The 16,005-nt window shown below is 64.5% G+C and carries 17 protein-coding genes; 8 read left to right on the top strand and 9 right to left on the bottom strand.

The window, feature by feature from the left end; genetic code table 11:
* Positions 1-10: 10 nt before the first annotated feature.
* The 4 genes from FFS60_RS08510 to FFS60_RS08525 all read right to left on the bottom strand — a co-directional run bounded on the left by FFS60_RS08510 (position 11) and on the right by FFS60_RS08525 (position 3,221).
* Positions 11-940 carry a MerR family transcriptional regulator gene (locus FFS60_RS08510; protein WP_028629928.1) on the bottom strand — a complete coding sequence of 310 codons (930 nt, stop codon included), beginning with the start codon at positions 938-940 and terminating at the stop codon, positions 11-13.
* Between the two features lie 2 nt (positions 941-942).
* The gene (locus FFS60_RS08515) at positions 943-1,923 is read right to left on the bottom strand and encodes a 2-thiouracil desulfurase family protein (protein ID WP_256658054.1); all 981 of its coding nucleotides are present in this window, start codon (positions 1,921-1,923) and stop codon (positions 943-945) included.
* Between the two features lie 96 nt (positions 1,924-2,019).
* On the bottom strand, positions 2,020-2,226 hold the full coding sequence (locus tag FFS60_RS08520) for a TIGR02450 family Trp-rich protein (protein ID WP_245586523.1): 207 nt from the start codon (positions 2,224-2,226) through the stop codon (positions 2,020-2,022).
* Between the two features lie 11 nt (positions 2,227-2,237).
* A complete protein-coding gene (locus tag FFS60_RS08525) occupies positions 2,238-3,221 on the bottom strand; it encodes an NAD(P)/FAD-dependent oxidoreductase (RefSeq protein WP_028629931.1) in 984 nt (327 codons plus the stop codon).
* A gap of 197 nt (positions 3,222-3,418) precedes the next feature.
* On the opposite strand from FFS60_RS08525, the gene FFS60_RS08530 reads away from it, so the two are divergent.
* From FFS60_RS08530 to FFS60_RS08540, 3 genes are all read left to right on the top strand, one after another.
* Positions 3,419-4,327 carry a TIGR01777 family oxidoreductase gene (locus FFS60_RS08530; protein ID WP_137821718.1) on the top strand — a complete coding sequence of 303 codons (909 nt, stop codon included), beginning with the start codon at positions 3,419-3,421 and terminating at the stop codon, positions 4,325-4,327.
* Positions 4,327-5,355 carry a ferrochelatase gene (gene hemH, locus FFS60_RS08535; RefSeq protein ID WP_137821719.1) on the top strand — a complete coding sequence of 343 codons (1,029 nt, stop codon included), beginning with the start codon at positions 4,327-4,329 and terminating at the stop codon, positions 5,353-5,355. Before FFS60_RS08530 ends, hemH begins: the two co-directional genes overlap by 1 nt.
* Positions 5,356-5,494: 139 nt before the next feature.
* Entirely contained in the window at positions 5,495-6,862 is a 1,368-nt protein-coding gene (locus tag FFS60_RS08540; RefSeq protein ID WP_137821720.1) for an MFS transporter, read from the top strand.
* Between the two features lie 47 nt (positions 6,863-6,909).
* Here FFS60_RS08540 and FFS60_RS08545 read toward each other — a convergent pair whose 3' ends face one another.
* Complete coding sequence (locus FFS60_RS08545; RefSeq protein ID WP_028629935.1) at positions 6,910-8,187, bottom strand: uracil-xanthine permease family protein; 1,278 nt, start codon at positions 8,185-8,187, stop codon at positions 6,910-6,912.
* Between the two features lie 3 nt (positions 8,188-8,190).
* Positions 8,191-8,829 carry a uracil phosphoribosyltransferase gene (gene upp, locus FFS60_RS08550; protein ID WP_137821721.1) on the bottom strand — a complete coding sequence of 213 codons (639 nt, stop codon included), beginning with the start codon at positions 8,827-8,829 and terminating at the stop codon, positions 8,191-8,193.
* 279 nt (positions 8,830-9,108) lie between these two features.
* Between upp and FFS60_RS08555 the strand changes: the two genes are divergently transcribed.
* Both FFS60_RS08555 and FFS60_RS08560 read left to right on the top strand, forming a co-directional pair.
* Positions 9,109-9,666, top strand: coding sequence for a hypoxanthine-guanine phosphoribosyltransferase (locus FFS60_RS08555; RefSeq protein WP_028629937.1), 558 nt, complete (start codon positions 9,109-9,111; stop codon positions 9,664-9,666).
* Positions 9,667-9,669: 3 nt separating this feature from the next.
* Positions 9,670-10,143 (top strand): WbuC family cupin fold metalloprotein, encoded by a 474-nt coding sequence (locus FFS60_RS08560; protein WP_137821722.1) that lies wholly within the window; start codon positions 9,670-9,672, stop codon positions 10,141-10,143.
* Here the strand turns inward: FFS60_RS08560 and dauA are convergent.
* Positions 10,110-11,864, bottom strand: coding sequence for a C4-dicarboxylic acid transporter DauA (gene dauA, locus FFS60_RS08565; protein ID WP_137821723.1), 1,755 nt, complete (start codon positions 11,862-11,864; stop codon positions 10,110-10,112). The two genes, FFS60_RS08560 and dauA, sit on opposite strands and share 34 nt — an antisense overlap.
* Before the next feature lie 129 nt (positions 11,865-11,993).
* Here dauA and FFS60_RS08570 point away from each other — a divergent pair, with 129 nt between their 5' ends.
* Together FFS60_RS08570 and FFS60_RS08575 are read left to right on the top strand one after the other, a co-directional pair.
* Positions 11,994-12,482, top strand: coding sequence for a hypothetical protein (locus FFS60_RS08570; RefSeq protein ID WP_137821724.1), 489 nt, complete (start codon positions 11,994-11,996; stop codon positions 12,480-12,482).
* 63 nt (positions 12,483-12,545) lie between these two features.
* On the top strand, positions 12,546-12,833 hold the full coding sequence (locus FFS60_RS08575) for a PA4642 family protein (RefSeq protein ID WP_028629941.1): 288 nt from the start codon (positions 12,546-12,548) through the stop codon (positions 12,831-12,833).
* Positions 12,834-12,989: 156 nt separating this feature from the next.
* Here the strand turns inward: FFS60_RS08575 and mqo are convergent, their stop codons facing one another.
* Both mqo and FFS60_RS08585 read right to left on the bottom strand, forming a co-directional pair.
* Positions 12,990-14,552: a malate dehydrogenase (quinone) gene (gene mqo / locus FFS60_RS08580; protein ID WP_256658055.1), complete on the bottom strand. Its 1,563-nt coding sequence runs from the start codon at positions 14,550-14,552 to the stop codon at positions 12,990-12,992.
* A gap of 308 nt (positions 14,553-14,860) precedes the next feature.
* Positions 14,861-15,094 (bottom strand): hypothetical protein, encoded by a 234-nt coding sequence (locus FFS60_RS08585; RefSeq protein WP_028629943.1) that lies wholly within the window; start codon positions 15,092-15,094, stop codon positions 14,861-14,863.
* A 175-nt stretch (positions 15,095-15,269) separates the two neighbouring features.
* Here FFS60_RS08585 and FFS60_RS08590 point away from each other — a divergent pair, with 175 nt between their 5' ends.
* Positions 15,270-15,851, top strand: a complete 582-nt coding sequence (locus FFS60_RS08590) for a YajG family lipoprotein (RefSeq protein WP_028629944.1) — start codon at positions 15,270-15,272, stop codon at positions 15,849-15,851.
* Positions 15,852-16,005 lie beyond the last annotated feature (154 nt).

Genomic DNA, 16,005 nt, shown 5'->3' on the forward strand with positions numbered 1-16,005 from the left:
GCGCGTTCCTTTATCGGTTGAGCAGCAGGCCCAGGTTGGCAAGGGCTTGCAGGGCGTCCAGCGGGCCTTCGGCCAGGGTGGCGCCAGGAGCGAGTTCAGCCTGGTGGATGGCCGCGGCGGGGCCGCCCAGCAGGCATGGACAGGGGTGGCCTTCGAGCAGTCGGGGCAACTGGCCGGCAGCGAGCGGCTGGCTGGAGTAGAACAGCAGGGCGCGGGGTTGGATCTGCGCCGTGGCCAGTGCCAGTTCGGCGGCGGGCACCGGCCAGTCGAAGACTTCCACCGCGCAGTCGGCGCTGCTGACGAGCCAGGCCGTCAGCCAGAGGCCTGGCTCCATGGGCAGGTCGGAGGCGTTGACCAGGAGGATCGGCGCGGCGCTGTACTGGCGGTTGTTGTGGTAGAGGCGTGTGCCGAGCTTGGTGCGCAGCCAGGAGTAGAGGAACACGCGCTCCACCTGGCCACCGAACTGGGTGCGCCAGCGCTGCTCCAGGTCTTGCAGCAGGGGCTGTAGCAACTGGCGGTAGAGCGTCTTGGGCGGATACAGCGCCATGGCTGCGTTGAAGCACTCATCCAGCTGGCGCTCGGCGAGGTTGCCGATGGCTTCCAACAGGTGCCGGCGCTGCTCTTCCCAGGGTGAGTCGGAGGAGGTATCGAGGGATGCCGGTGCGTCCTGGTCCTTGAGCAACCCCTTGACCTGACCCACAGCGACGCCCCGGTCCAGCCAGGTGAGGATCAGGTGGATGCGCGCCACTTCCTCCCGGGTATACAGGCGGTGGCCCTTGCTGGTGCGAAGCGGCACGATCAATCCGTAGCGGCGTTCCCAGGCGCGCAGGGTTACCGGGTTGATGCCGGTCTGGCGCGCCACTTCGCGGATCGGTAGTAGTCCGCGTGCGAGGGCAGCTTGGTAGTCGTTGCCCGTTGGGTTGTCGCGGGTGATGTCCATGACTAGAGGGCGTTGCGCAGGCTGAGTTCTTCCGGATGCGGCTGCAGGTAGGCCTGCTGGGCGATGTATCGGTCCGGGTGACCGTTGAAGTGGTGCTTGAGCAGGGTGATAGGCACAACCAGTGGGACCACACCGCTGCGGTACTGCTCGATCAGGCGCTGGAGTTCGGCCTTCTCGGGGCGGCTGAGGTGAGGCTTCAGGTAGCCGCTGAGGTGCTGCAGCACGTTGCTGTGGGTTCCGCGGGTGGCGCATTTCCTCAGGGCGACCATCAGGGCCGAGAAGTAACGCGGGCCGATCTCCTCCGCTGGCTGTGCGCCGATGCCGCCGAGCAGGCGACCAAGGACCTTGTACTGCACCGGGTCGTGCGCCATCAGCTGGTACTTGTAGCGAGAGTGGAAGGCGATGATCGACTTGTGACTCAGGCCCTCGCGGCACAGTGCCTGCCATTGGGCGTAGGCATAGACGCGCGTGAGGAAGTTTTCCCGCAGGACCGGGTCATTGAGGCGACCGTCTTCTTCCACTGGCAGGTCTGGACGGCGGGCACAAAAGGCGCTGGCGAAGATTCCGCGGCCGCCACCATCGCTTGCATGTCCGTTGGCCTGGTAGACCTTGACCCGTTCCAACCCGCAGGACGGGGATTTCTGCATGAAGATATAGCCGCTGATGTCGTCGAGCTGCGTGGCCATGATTTCGCCGAACTCTGCCAACGCTTCGGTGTGGTCGCGTTGAGGTTCGCGACTGTTCACTGCGCGTGGGGCAGCGGGGGCGCCCACCAGGCGGATGGGTTCGCGGGGAATGCCGAGGCCGATGGCCACTTCCGGGCACAGGGGCACGAAATCGAAATGCTCCGCCAGGCTGCGGCTGCATAACCGCGATTCCTTGTGCCCCCCATTGAAGCGCACGGGGTCGCCGAGGAGGCAGGCGCTGATGCCCAATTTAGGGCGCTGGGGTAGATCGAAGGGCATGGGCAGATACCTGGACATGAATTATACAAGTCCTGAATCATGTATAGCTTTCAAGGAATAATAGGAAAAAAATTGTACAAGTCAAATACCTTGTACAAGTTTTGGGAGGCGGGGTCAGTGCCAGCCGATCTGCCAGCGGCGGGTGTCGGCCAGGGTGCGCCAGGGCAGGCGCTGGCAGCGGTGGCTGTGAACCGCTTCGAGTTCCACGGCACATATCGCGCCGGCGTCATCGAGGATGAGACGGCTGACCAGGAAGTGTTTTTCGCGGTCCGACGGCTTTATGGCCGTCCATTTCGAGAGCAGCAGTTTACGCGGGTTCAACCGCGGCGCGGTCACAGGTGTTCGAGCAGTCGGCGTGCGGCTTCCTGGCCGCTGAGCCAGGCACCTTCCACGCGGCCGGACAGGCACCAGTCACCGCAGGCGTACAGCCCCAGGTCGGCGTCGGCGAGGGCGCCCCACTGGTGCGCCTGGCTTGGTCGGGCATAGAGCCAGCGATGGGCCAGGCTGAAATTCGGGGCTGGTACGGCACAGCCGATCATCTCGGCGAATGCGCCATGGAGGTGCTCGATCACCGCTTCCTTGGGCATGTCCAGGTGTTGCTTGCTCCAGGCGCTGGTGGCGTGCAGGACCCAGGTGTCCAGACTGGCTTCGCGACCTGGCTTGGAGCGGTTGCGAGCGAGCCACTCCAGCGGACTGTCTTGCAGGAAACAGCCTTCTACGCGGGTGTCCAGCGGTTCGTTGAAACCCATCGCCACGGCCCAGGTCGGCTCCATGGCAACGCTTGCGGCGGCGCCGGCCAGTTTGGGGGCGGCGGCCAGCAATGCAGCAGCCTGGGGTGCTGGTGTGGCGACGATCACATGGCTGAAGGGGCCGTGGCTGAGACCTTCGGCATCCTGCAGGCCCCAGTGGCGTTCGCCACGGAAGACCTCGGTGATGCGACAGGCGAAATTCACCGGCAGGGCGCCGAGCAGGGCACGGGTGATGGCGCTCATGCGTGGTGTGCCGACCCAGCGGATCTGCTCGTCAGGGGAGGGCAGCAGGCGGCCTTCGCTGTAGTTGTAGAGACTCGGTGACCACTCGGCGACCCAGCCTCGGTCGCGCCATTGCTGTACCACTTCGGCGAAGCGGCGGTCGCGGGCGGTGAAGTACTGCGCGCCAAGGTCGACCGAGCCGGAATCGCTGCGCTTGCTGGCCATGCGCCCGCCACTGCCGCGGCTCTTGTCGAAGAGTTCCACGTCCTGCCCAGCCGCATGGAGCGCCTGGGCGGCGGAGAGGCCGGATATACCGGTACCGATGATGGCGATAGGTGCACTCATGGTCTACCTCGTTACCTATGGCTACAGGCTACGCTTTAGACAAGACCTGTACAATATTCAAGCGTTGTACAGGTTGGTCGGTTCCAATCGCGGATGCCTGTATTTCTGACGGTGCGTGGCCCAATCCGGGGCACGTCGAAACGTCATAAACCAGACTAGGGCGATATCCGCACTTAGCGCCATGCGAGGAGGATGCCATGCACATATTGCTGACCGGCGGTACTGGTCTGATCGGCCGGGCGCTCTGCCAACGATGGCTGGCCGAGGGGCATCAGCTCACAGTCCTGAGCCGCCGACCGCAAGGCGTCGCCAGCCTGTGCGGCCGTGCGGTGCGTGGCATCAGTCAGTTTTCCGACTATGGCGACGAGCCTCTGGACGCCATCGTCAACCTGGCCGGCGAACCCATCGCTGACCGCCCCTGGAGCAACAAGCGTAAGGCACAGCTTTGGGGCAGCCGCATCACCCTTACCGAGCAGCTGTTGGAGTGGTTGGAAAAGCGCGACCAGATGCCGCGGGTGCTGCTCAGCGGCTCGGCGGTAGGCTGGTACGGCGATGGTGGAGAGCGGGAGCTGACCGAGGATTCGCCGCCTGTAACCGACGACTTCGCCAGCCAGCTCTGCGTGGCCTGGGAAGAGACCGCGCAACGCGCCGACGCACTTGGCATCCGTGTGGTGCTGGTGCGCACCGGTTTGGTGCTGGCGCGTGACGGTGGTTTCCTCAAGCGCCTGGTGCCGCCGTTCAAGTTGGGGCTGGGTGGTCCCCTGGGCAATGGCCGGCAATGGATGCCCTGGGTGCATCTGGATGATCAAATCGCCCTGATCGATTTTCTCTTGCGGCGGGACGATGCGCGCGGTCCCTATAATGCGTGCTCGCCGCAGCCGGTACGCAACCGCGACTTCGCCCGCAGCCTTGGGCGTGCGTTGGGGCGACCCGCCTTCATGCCGGCGCCAGCGTTCGTCCTGCGGCTGCTGCTGGGCGAACTGTCCGGCCTGCTGCTGGGCGGACAGCGCGCGGTGCCGGCCCGGTTGCGGGCGGCAGGTTTCACCTTTGCATTCACCGATCTGGACATGGCGCTCGGCGACCTGCTGAAGCCTAAGGATGTTTGATGACTGATCACGCGTTGCTGTTGGTCAACCTGGGATCTCCGGCTTCCACCGCGGTGGAGGATGTACGGAGCTACCTCGACCAGTTCCTCATGGACCCTTACGTGGTTGACCTGCCCTGGCCGCTGCGGCGCCTGCTGGTTTCGCTGATCCTGATCAAGCGCCCGGCGCAGTCGGCTCACGCCTATTCGTCCATCTGGTGGCCGGATGGCTCGCCGCTGATTGTCCTCAGCCGTGAGCTGCAGGAGGCCATCGGCCCGCACTGGCCGCATGGTCCGGTGGAGCTGGCCATGCGCTACGGCGAGCCCTCGATCGAACGCGCGCTGCGCAAATTGGCCGGGCAGGGCATCAAACGCGTCACCCTGGCACCGCTCTATCCGCAGTTCGCCGACAGCACCACCACAACTGCTATCGAAGAGGCACGTCGGGTGATCCGCGAGCAGGGCCTGAAGCTGGAGGTGTCGGTGCTGCCTCCCTTCTTTGCCGAGCCGGACTACCTGGACGCGCTGGTGGCCAGCGCCAAGCCTTACCTGGAGCAGGAGTTCGATCACCTGCTGCTGAGCTTCCACGGTTTGCCCGAGCGGCATATCCGCAAGCTGGTGAAAGGCATCGACCCGCAGCACGACTTGCGTGCCCCGGACAGCCGTGGCGTAAGCGACCAGGTCCTGGCGGTCTGCTACCGCAGCCAGTGCCAGCGCACCGCTGAAGCCTTCGCCGAGCGCGCCGGCTTGAAGCCTGAGCAGTGGTCGGTGTCCTTCCAATCCCGCCTGGGCCGGGACAAGTGGATCGAGCCCTATACCGAGGCCCGCCTCGACGAACTGGCGAAGCAGGGCGTGAAGAAGCTGCTGGTGATGTGCCCAGCCTTCGTGGCCGACTGCATTGAAACGCTGGAGGAAATCGGCCAGCGCGGCAGCGAGCAGTTCCAGGAAGCCGGCGGACAGGAACTGGTGCTGGTGCCTTGCATGAACAGCCATCCGCAGTGGGTGTCGGCGCTAGCCCGGCTCTGCGAGACGGCCGTAAGGCCGCTCTGAAGTTATCAGCCGGAGTGCATGGTGCGCATTCACTCTGCCTATATCGTGTGATCTCCGGTATTCAGCCTGTCCATGGCCACCTAAGCTGGGTTCTTCTTCAACCGTCGTGCGCCGCACCGGCGGCGCCGAGGAGAGCCCAGTGCAGAACAAGAACAACGGCTACCCCTCGAGCCTGAGCGCGTGGACCACCGTCGCCATCCTGATGGTGGCGTATGTGCTGTCCTTCATCGACAGGCAAATCCTCAACCTGCTGGTGGAGCCCATCCGCCGCGACCTGGCCATCAGCGACACGCAGATGAGCTTGCTGATGGGCTTGTCCTTCGCACTTTTCTACACCGTGTGTGGCATTCCCTTGGGACGTCTGGCTGATAGCCGCAGCCGACGCGGGCTGATCGCGGTCGGCGTGCTGTTCTGGAGCGCCGCCACTGCAGCTTGCGGCATGGCCAAGCTCTACTGGCAGTTCCTGCTCTGCCGCATTGGCGTTGGCGTGGGCGAGGCGGCGTTGTCGCCGGCGGCCTATTCGCTGATCGCTGACAGTTTTCCCAAGGAGCGTCGTGCCACCGCCATCAGCGTCTATTCCATGGGCGTCTATCTCGGCTCCGGGCTGGCCTTCCTGCTCGGTGGGCTGGTGATCAAGTTCGCTTCCGCACAGGGCGACGTGCACCTGCCGCTCGTGGGCGAGGTGCGACCCTGGCAGTTGATTTTCCTGGCCCTCGGCGCGGCAGGCGTACTCTTCACCTTGTTGATGCTGGCCGTGCGTGAACCCCAGCGGCGCGGCGTTGGCGCCGGCGTGGTGGTGCCCCTTGCGGAAGTCGGTCGCTACCTGCGCAGCAACCGGCGCACCGTGATTTGCCACAACTTCGGCTTCGCCGGCCTGGCCTTCGCCGGCTATGGCAGCGCCGCCTGGATACCCACCTTCTACATTCGCACCCACGGCTGGGACGCCGGCCAGGTGGGTGTGATCTACGGCAGCCTGGTGGCGGTATTCGGCTGTCTCGGCATCGTCTTCGGTGGACGGCTGGCGGACTGGATGGCCAAGCATGGGCGGGCCGACGCCAACATGCGCGTCGGCCTGTTCGCCGCCATGGGGGCGCTGCCGCTCGTGGCGCTCTTCCCGCTGATGGACGATGCCTTCTGGGTCACGGTGCTGATGGCGCCCACGGTGTTCTGTCTGAGCATGCCCTTCGGCGTGGCGCCGGCGGCGATCCAGGAGATCATGCCCAACTCCATGCGGGGTCAGGCTTCGGCGATCTACCTTTTCGTGATCACCCTGATCGGCCTCGGATTCGGCCCCACGGCTGTCGCCCTGGTGACCGACTACGTTTTCGCCGACGACAAGGCCCTGCGTTACTCGTTGCTGATCGTCACGACCCTTGCGGTGGCCAGTTCGGTGGTGCTCCTGGGGGCAGGCTTGAAACCGTACCGCGAAAGTCTGAAGCGCCTGCAGCAGTGGGGCGTGGATTCGCAAGACGAAACCATGCTTCGCGAGGCACAACCTACGGGATAAGCAGGCCAAAAAAGCCCCGCATCGCGGGGCTGTTTCTTGGCGCTGCCTCAGATGTGCGGTGCGTCGTCCGGGCTCTGATGCCTCCAGGTCTGATGGCCCGGCAGGATCAGGTTGAGGGCGATGGCGACGATGGCGCAGAGGGCGATGCCTTTCAGGCCGAAATCGTCCTGGCCGGTACCTGTGCCCACCAGCATGCCGCCGATGCCGAACACCAGGGTCACGGAGACGATCACCAGGTTGCGCGCCTCGGCCAGGTCCACCTGGTGGCGGATCATGGTGTTCAGGCCCACCGCGGCGATGGAGCCGAACAGCAGGCAGAGGATGCCGCCCATGACCGGTACCGGGATGCTCTGCAAAATGGCGCCGAACTTGCCGATGAAGGCCAGGCCGACGGCGAAGACCGCTGCCCAGGTCATGATCTTCGGGTTGTAGTTCTTGGTCAGCATCACTGCGCCGGTCACTTCCGCGTACGTGGTGTTCGGCGGGCCGCCGAACAGGCCGGCGGCCGAGGTGGCGAGGCCGTCGCCCAGCAGGGTGCGGTGCAGGCCGGGCTTCTTCAGGTAGTTGCGACCGGTCACGCTGCCCACCGCGATCACCCCGCCGATGTGCTCGATGGCCGGGGCCAGGGCAACCGGGACGATGAACAGGATGGCCTGCAGGTTGAACTCGGGGGCGGTGAAGTTGGGCAGCTCCAGCCAGGGCGCGGCGGCGATCCTGGCGGTGTCGACCACGCCGAACCAGAAGGACAGGGCGAAACCAACCAGCACGCCGGAGATGATCGGCACCAGGCGGAAGATGCCCTTGCCGAACACGGCGACGATCAGCGTGGTGAGCAGCGCCGGCATGGAAATCCACATGGCGGTGGCGTAGGGGATCAGCTCGGCACCGTCACCGCCCTTGCCCATGGCCATGTTGGCGGCGATGGGGGCCATGGCCAGGCCGATGGAGATCACCACTGGGCCGATCACCACTGGCGGCAGCAGGCGGTCGATGAAGCCGGTGCCTTTGATCTTCACGGCAATGCCGAGGAAGGTGTAGACGAAGCCCGCCGCCACCACGCCGCCCATGGTCGCGGCCAGGCCGAACTGGCCCTTGGCGAGGATGATGGGGGTGATGAAGGCGAAGCTGGAGGCCAGGAATACCGGCACCTGGCGTCCGGTGACCAACTGGAACAGCAGGGTGCCAAGGCCGGCGGTGAAGAGCGCTACGTTCGGGTCCAGTCCGGTGATCAACGGCATCAGCACCAGGGCACCGAAGGCCACGAAAAGCATCTGGGCGCCGGAGATGACCTGACGCCAGAGCGGGTCCTTGAATTCGTCGCTCATCGATCAGTTTTCCTTCTGCTTGGTGCCGAAGATCTTGTCGCCGGCATCGCCAAGGCCCGGGATGATGTAGCCGTGCTCGTTGAGCTTCTGATCGATGGAGGCGGTGTAGATCATCACGTCCGGGTGGGCATCGTTGACGACCTTGATGCCTTCGGGTGCGGCAACCAGCACCATGGCGCGGATTTCCTTGCAGCCGGCGCGTTTGAGCAGGTCGATGGTCGCGACCATGGAGCCGCCGGTGGCGAGCATCGGGTCGATGATCAGCGCCAGGCGCTCGTCGATCTCCGGTGCCAGTTTTTCCAGATAGGTGTGGGCTTCCAGGGTTTCCTCGTTGCGGGCCACCCCGACGGCGCTGACCTTGGCGCCCGGGATCAGGCTGAGCACGCCGTCGAGCATGCCGATGCCGGCGCGCAGGATGGGCACCACGGTGATCTTCTTGCCGGCGATCTTCTCGACCTGCACAGTGCCGGCCCAGCCCTGGATTTCGTAGTTCTCCAGGGGCAGGTCATTGGTCGCTTCGTAAGTCAGCAGGGCGCCGACTTCCTGTGCCAGTTCGCGGAAGTTCTTGGTGCTGATGTCGGCGCGGCGCATCAGGCCGAGCTTGTGGCGGATCAGCGGGTGGCGGATCTCACGGATGGGCATGGAAGGGTTCTCCGGCGGGCTGGCAAAAAAATTGCGTTAGCTTAATCCATTGATCACGGGCTGTGCTGCACTGACTGGTGGGTCCCGGCCACGGATGTCGCGGTCAAGCAAGGAACTGTCACACGCGGCGGCAGCCTGCTGCAGTATGGTCGACACTCGTCCGTCGGGGCTTGCCCCGGGGCAGGCGGATGGGTACCTTTGCCGACTTTTATCTTGACGCCCCGTTCAAGTTTTCACCGGGAACCGTGCATGTTCCCCGCCGAACCCAGAGGAATTGCCATGTCCGCCGATCTCGCACACATCCGCCAGGTAATGGCCGAAGCCGACTGCCTGTACACCGAAGCCCAGGTCGAGGCGGCCATCGCCCAGGTCGGCGAAGCCATCAACGGTGAGCTGGCCGAGCGCAATCCGGTGGTCTTCTGCGTGATGAACGGTGGCCTGATCTTCGCCGGCAAGCTGCTGCCCAAGCTGAACTTCCCGCTGGAGCTGTCCTACCTGCACGCCACTCGCTACCGCAACGAAACCAGCGGCGGCGAGCTGTTCTGGAAGGCCAAGCCGGAAATCTCCTTCATCGACCGCGATGTGCTGATCATTGACGACATCCTCGACGAGGGGCACACCCTGGCCGCCATCATCGACTTCTGCAAACACGCCGGCGCGGCCAACGTGCATACCGCCGTGCTGATCGACAAGACCCACGACCGCAAGGCCCGTCCGGACTTGAAGGCCGATTACGTTGGCCTGCCCTGCGAAGACCGCTACATTTTCGGCTACGGCATGGACTACAAGGGCTACTGGCGCAACGCCGCGGGTATCTTCGCGGTCAAGGGGCTCTGAACCATGGGCGCGCCACGTTTCCTCGATCAGGGCCTGTTCGCCGAATTGGCCGAGAAAGCTGCGGCGAGCCCGCGCAAGCGCCAGCACCATAACTTCCATGCCATGGAAGAGCCCTGCCATCGCATGGCGGTGGGGCTGCAACCCGAAACCTATATCCCGCCGCACCGGCACTTGTCCGCTGACAAGGCGGAAAGTTTGCTGGTGCTCAAGGGCCGTCTGGGTCTGCTGATCTTTGATGAAGACGGCAGGGTGACCGACAAGCGCGAGCTGGTCGCCGGCGGTGATTGCATTGGCGTCGACCTGCCGCCAGGTGTGTTCCATGCCCTGGTGGTGCTGGATCCGGACAGCCTGCTGTTCGAGTGCAAGGCCGGTCCTTACCGTCCGATTGGCGAAGGCGAGCAACCGGCCTGGGCACCTCGCGAGGGTGAGTCAGGCGCGGCCGATTACTTGGCCTGGATGCGCTCGCTGTTCGTTTGAGGCGCATCGCTGTGTAGCCATTGCAGCGCCTTGGCCCGCGCTTGTTCCAGCGACTGCACGTAGGCCAGGCGTCCGCTCTCCCGGTGGACGCCAGCACGGCGGAGTTTCAGTCGCACACGCGGTGAGGTGCCCACCAGCACCAGTCCTACGCCTTGGCGACTGTAGTCGTGCAACAGGTTCTCCAGGGCGGCCAGTGCCGTCATGTCCAGCATGGGAACCGCTCCCATTTCGACGATCACCACCTTCACCTCGGGGTTGAAACGGCGAAGCACGCTCAGGGCCTTTTCGGCTGCACCGAAGAACAGCGGCCCGCGAATAGCGTAGGCCAGCACCTGTTCGGGCAACTCGTGCAGCGCTTCGTGGAAGTGACGTGGTAGCGGGGCCGTGTCGGTGAGGTCACTCATGCGCTTGATGAACAGGCCCGCGGCCAGCAGCAGGCCAACACCCACCGCCAGCACCATATCGAACAGTACCGTCAGTATCAGGCAGGTCAGCAGCACCAACACGTCATTGCGCGGTGCGATGCGCAGGGTATGCGCCACATGCCGTGCCTCGCTCATGTTCCAGGCCACCATTAGCAGCAGTGCGGCCAGCGCGGCCATAGGCAGGTAGCTGAACAGCGGCGCGAGCAGCAGCATCGCCAGCAGGACCACGCCGGCGTGAATGATGGCGGCGATGGGCGAGCGCGCTCCGGCACGGACGTTGGCGGCGCTGCGGGCGATGGCGGCGGTGGCCGTGATACCGCCGAACAGTGGGGCGACCAGATTGCCCAGGCCCTGGCCGACCAGTTCGGCATTGGGATCGTGACGCGTGCCGGCCATGCCGTCGGCCACGACGGCACAGAGCAGCGATTCGATGGCGCCGAGCATGGCGATGGCGAAGGCCGGCGCCAGCAACTGGCGAATCAGCTCGAAGGACAGGCCAAGGGGCTGGCCATCCGGTCCGGGCAGTTGCCAGGGCCAGGCGAAGGTCGGGAGGAAGGGCGGAATGCCGGGATGGCTGACGCCGTCCACCACGTAGCTGAAGCGCTCGCCCAGGGTGGCGACGGGCAGGTTCAGGGCCTCCAGCAGCAGGCCGAGCAGGGCGCCCAGGGCCAGGGCCGCGAGATGACCCGGCACTTTGGGCACCAGGCGCGGCCAGAACACCAGTACTGCGAAGCAGGCGATGGCCACCAGGGTGTCGCCGAGGTGTGTGGTCGGCAGCGCTTCGCCCAGCAGGCGTAACTGGTCCACATAGTTCTGCGGTGTCTGCGCCAGCTGCAGGCCCAGAAGGTCCTTGATCTGCAGGGTAGCAATGACGATGCCGATGCCGGCAGTGAAGCCCAGGGTCACTGGATAGGGGATGAACTGGATCAGCCGGCCCAGGCGTGCCAGGCCCATGGCGATGAGGATCAGCCCGGCCATCAGGGTACAGAGCAGCAGGCCGCCCAGCCCGAACTGCTGGGTGATGGGCAGCAGGATCACCACGAAGGCTGCGGTGGGGCCTGAGATATTGAAGCGCGAGCCGCCAGTGAGGGCGATCAACGGCGCGGCCATCAGCACCGTGTAGAGGCCGTGCTGCGGGGCTACGCCGACTGCAATGGCCAGCGCCATGGCCAAGGGTATGGCGATGATGCCGACGGTCACGCCAGCGGCCAGGTCGCCACGCAGGCTCGCCAGCGAGTACCCCTCGCACAGGGACTGGCGCAGGGCAGCAAATAGTGGGGGGAGGTATGTGGACATGGCGGCTCCTTCGCTGGAACTCGCCGAGTATAGGGTCTGGAATGCCGGTTGAGGTTTGACCTGAGTCGTATGCCGCTGTCCGAAAGGCGCGTGCTAGAGTGGCGCGCTTATCTGATTGCGGAGTTGTCGATGCCCGTTTCCCTGCGCTTCGGGGCCTGCCTGGTCCTGTTTCTGAGCCTGCCCCTCGGCGCCGCCGAAAACGCGCCCATGCATGCCCAATTCCTGCCGCCTGACGACCTTTCACTGCGCCATGAACAGCCTGATCAGCAGCAGTTGATCCAGATCATCGAGTACTCGGTCGTGTTGGGTAGCCAGCGCCAGTCCAACCAGCAGCCGATTCCGATCACCTCGCCCGCCGTGGTGCGCCTCAAGGGCAAGCCGCTGAGCAAGGGCGCCGATGTGCGCCAGGTGGTGATCCAGTTCGACGTCGAGGGCAAGAGCCTGAAGAAGCCGAGCTATGACCCCCAGAGCCGCATCCTCAGCCTGAATTACCCGATGGCGCAGTACACGGCTGTGCTTGATCTGTTGCGCAACGGGCCGGTGTATTGCCAGTTCCTCAGCTACCCCAACGGCCATGTCTGGGCCGACCTGCACAGCGGCGCGGTACGCCTGCGTTGAGCGTGGGGGCCGGGCGGGGGTAAACTGCCCGCCCCGTGATACCTGGCCCGAGAGAAGTGAGCGATGCGTAAAGACAAGAAGCAGGTGATTGGCGAAGAAATCTCCGAGGATTCGATCAAGCTGTTCCTCGCGGTCGAGCCGGCTGACTCCACGCCGCCGTCGCTGCACAAGCTGATCAAGGCCTACCGTGGCCTGCGCATCGATGACTTCGAGCGCTTCGTCGGCTTCTTCGTCGAAGCCGGTTACGACCTCAATGCCAAGGATGAGCAGGGCAACGACTTCATCGCCCTGATTCAGGACCAGCGCCAGGCCGAGCCCTATATCGAAGTGATCAAGGCAGCGCGTGGCTGATACCTTGCGCTGACGAACGAGCCCCGCCATCGAGCGGGGCTTTTTCGTTGGCGCTGATGCTCGGCTCGCACAAGGCAGGCGCTTCGAGACGGCTTCCAGCAGACAAAAAGAAACCGCCCCGAAGGGCGGTTTTTTCGATCAGCGTGATGCCGAGGCTCAGGCGATGCTCTGGGTCGCGGTGTCGACGCTGGCCAAGCCCAGGCGCTCGTCGGAGCGGGTGCTGACTTCGCGGTACAGGGCCGCGTCGCTTTCCAGGGCCTTCTCGCGGGCCGGGAAGATTTCCTTCAGCTTGGCAACCCACTGCTCGGAACGGGTCTGTTCGGCGAAGCAGCGCTCGATCAGGTTGAGCATGATGGACACGGTCACGGACGCACCCGGAGAGGCACCCAGCAGGGCTGCGATGCTGCCGTCTTCGGCCGAGACCAGTTCGGTGCCGAATTGCAGGATGCCGCCGTTCTTGGCGTCCTTCTTGATGATCTGCACGCGCTGGCCGGCCACTTCCAGGCGCCAGTCGGCCGGGTTCAGGTCCGGATAGAACTTGCGCAGGGCGTCCAGGCGCTGTTCCTGGGATTGCATCACTTCCTTGACCAGGTAGCGGGTCAGGTCGAAGTTGTCGCGAGCCACGGCCAGCATCGGGCCGAGATTGCTCGGGCGCACCGAAAGCGGCAGGTCCATGAAGGAACCGTGCTTGAGGAACTTGGTGGTGAAGCCGGCGTAAGGGCCGAACAGCAGGGATTTCTTGCCATCGACCACACGGGTGTCCAAATGCGGCACGGACATCGGCGGGGCGCCGACTTCGGCCTGGCTGTAGACCTTGGCCTGGTGCTGCTTGACCACTTCCGGGTTGTCGCAGCGCAGCCACTGGCCGCTTACCGGGAAGCCGCCGAAGCCCTTGCCTTCGGGGATGCCGGAGAGCTGCAGCAGCGGCAGTGCGCCGCCGCCGGCACCCAGGAACACGAAGCGTGCGGACACTTCGCGGCTGGCGCCGGTCTGGGTGTTCTTGATGCTGGCTTTCCAGCCCTTGTCGGTACGGTTGAGGTCGGTGACCTTCTGGAAGTAACTGACACGGGTGTTCGACAGGCTGGTGAGGTATTGCAGCAACTGATTGGTGACCGCGCCGAAGTTGACGTCGGTGCCGTTCATGGCGCGGGTCGCGGCGATCTTCTCGGACGCGTCGCGGCCTTTCATCATCAGCGGCGTCCATTTGGCCATGGTGGCGCGGTCTTCGGTGTACTCCATCTCGCTGAAGGCGTGGTGCTGGCGGAGCAGCTCGAAGCGCTTCTTGAGGAACGCGGTGTCCTTGTCGCCGCGCACGAAAGAAAGGTGCGGGACGGCGTTGATGAAGGTCTTGGGCGAGCCGAATGCGCTCTTGCCGCTCATGTAGGCCCAGAACTGCTTGGAGACCTCGAACTGGGCATTGATGCTGACGGCCTTCTTGATGTCGATGGAGCCATCGGCCGCCTGGGGCGTGTAATTCAGCTCGCAGAGGCCTGCATGGCCGGTACCTGCGTTGTTCCAGGGGTTGGAGCTCTCGATGGCCCCCGACTCCCGGAGTTCTGCAATCTCCAGCTTGATGCCGGGATCGAGTTCTTTAAGCAGTACCGCCAGCGTAGCGCTCATGATGCCGGCCCCGACCAGCAACACGTCCACTGCTTCGTAATCGTTTTGCGCCATTTGCTCGCCACTCTCTCGTGAAGTAGTGAAAAACCGTCTTCTCACGCTCTTTTGGAGACGTGAACCTCAAAAGGATCGCCTACCCCCGGGCAGGCCGCTTCCGTCTGCGCGCGCGTTACTACGCATGCGTCCCTGCAAAAAAGCGTTTGCAATTCGGGCGAAAGGATGCGGCGAACCAACGAGTGGCAGCGCGAAAAGTGGACGGCTCTCTGTGGGGCTGTGCGGATGCCCAAGCTGGCGCGAGGTGCGGTGTTGCGAGGCCCGATCAGGAGACGACCTTATAATCGGGGGGCGATTATAACGATGAAATCGGGGGAATAGGGCGCTTGCTGTGACTTTTCTTCTTCCGCCGGTCAGGCTGCCAACGCGCGGCGACGCGCAGGCTGTCCGACGACCGGTGCGACGCGGGCGCTGGCGGGGAGCGGCTGGTCGAGCCAGGCGAGGCTGGATTCGCGGACTTCCACCCAGTTGCCGGTGGCCGGGCAGTCGATTCCCTGGTGCAGGCCACGGCAGATCCCGGCGGTATCCACCAGGGCGAAGCAGCGGCGTTGCGGGCGACGGGCGAACAGGGACCAGAAGAGGATCATCGGGACTACTCCAATCAGGGCAGCGCCTTTATCCCACGTGGGCGTGACAAGGGCATGACAGGAACCGTAAGCACGGATGGCGGTCTGACATTGCACGGGAATGGCGCTCTGTCAGTACCCTGGCCGGCTGGTTATACTGCCGGCCGTTTTGCCTTCACTCCTGGAGAGATAAAGCATGCTGAAACGCCCGTTGCTTGGCCTGCTGGCCGCCCTCAGCCTGACCCTGGTCGGCTGTGCCCTCAGCCCGCAGCAACTCAGCCCGCAACCAAAACTCACCGGCCCGCTGACCCCGATGGGCCAGGGTCAGCCGGTGGTGGTGCGCGTCGCCGATGGTCGTCCGTCCCCGGTGCTTGGCACCCGTGGCGGCATCTATTCCGACACCAGCGCGATCAGCGTGCAGAGCCAGGACATCCTGCCGCGCCTGCAAGCTGAGGCCGAGGCCGCTGTGCGCCTTCTGGGCTTCACCCCGTCCCCGAACGCTTACAACGCGCCGCAGCTGACCCTTACCCTGGCCGATCTGAAGTACCAGTCGCCCAAGGAAACCTATGTCACCGAGGCCAACATCAGTGCCAGCTTCCGCGTCGATGTGCAGAACAGCACCCGTCGCTACAGCGGCAAGTACGGCGCCTCGCTGAACCAGCGCTTCGGTACCGCACCGAACCAGCAGACCAACACCAAGCTGGTGAGCGATGTGCTGAGCGACGCCCTGACCCGTGCCTTCAAGGACCCGACCATCGGTCAGGTGCTTTCGCAGTAAGGCAACCCTGCACGATGGAGCCCGGCCAAGCGCCGGGCTTTTTTCTGCGTGCAACTGCAGTGCAGTGGGTTCTTTGTGGGAGCGGTTGCAGCGGCATTCGTCGGAACGACCACGTGAGGGGGGGCTGGTTTCGGTAAACTCCGAGCCTTCCGAG

This window comes from Pseudomonas sp. D(2018), from assembly GCF_005502555.1.
Lineage (GTDB): Bacteria > Pseudomonadota > Gammaproteobacteria > Pseudomonadales > Pseudomonadaceae > Metapseudomonas > Metapseudomonas resinovorans.

Excerpts from the sequence above, each read along its gene's own strand:
- FFS60_RS08510 (WP_028629928.1), bottom strand. The coding sequence starts at position 940 with ATGGACATCACCCGCGACAACCCAACGGGCAACGACTACCAAGCTGCC.
- FFS60_RS08515 (WP_256658054.1), bottom strand. The coding sequence starts at position 1,923 with ATGTCCAGGTATCTGCCCATGCCCTTCGATCTACCCCAGCGCCCTAAA.
- FFS60_RS08525 (WP_028629931.1), bottom strand. The coding sequence starts at position 3,221 with ATGAGTGCACCTATCGCCATCATCGGTACCGGTATATCCGGCCTCTCC.
- FFS60_RS08530 (WP_137821718.1), top strand. The coding sequence starts at position 3,419 with ATGCACATATTGCTGACCGGCGGTACTGGTCTGATCGGCCGGGCGCTC.
- hemH (WP_137821719.1), top strand. The coding sequence starts at position 4,327 with ATGACTGATCACGCGTTGCTGTTGGTCAACCTGGGATCTCCGGCTTCC.
- FFS60_RS08545 (WP_028629935.1), bottom strand. The coding sequence starts at position 8,187 with ATGAGCGACGAATTCAAGGACCCGCTCTGGCGTCAGGTCATCTCCGGC.
- upp (WP_137821721.1), bottom strand. The coding sequence starts at position 8,829 with ATGCCCATCCGTGAGATCCGCCACCCGCTGATCCGCCACAAGCTCGGC.
- FFS60_RS08555 (WP_028629937.1), top strand. The coding sequence starts at position 9,109 with ATGTCCGCCGATCTCGCACACATCCGCCAGGTAATGGCCGAAGCCGAC.
- FFS60_RS08560 (WP_137821722.1), top strand. The coding sequence starts at position 9,670 with ATGGGCGCGCCACGTTTCCTCGATCAGGGCCTGTTCGCCGAATTGGCC.
- dauA (WP_137821723.1), bottom strand. The coding sequence starts at position 11,864 with ATGTCCACATACCTCCCCCCACTATTTGCTGCCCTGCGCCAGTCCCTG.
- FFS60_RS08570 (WP_137821724.1), top strand. The coding sequence starts at position 11,994 with ATGCCCGTTTCCCTGCGCTTCGGGGCCTGCCTGGTCCTGTTTCTGAGC.
- FFS60_RS08575 (WP_028629941.1), top strand. The coding sequence starts at position 12,546 with ATGCGTAAAGACAAGAAGCAGGTGATTGGCGAAGAAATCTCCGAGGAT.
- FFS60_RS08585 (WP_028629943.1), bottom strand. The coding sequence starts at position 15,094 with ATGATCCTCTTCTGGTCCCTGTTCGCCCGTCGCCCGCAACGCCGCTGC.
- FFS60_RS08590 (WP_028629944.1), top strand. The coding sequence starts at position 15,270 with ATGCTGAAACGCCCGTTGCTTGGCCTGCTGGCCGCCCTCAGCCTGACC.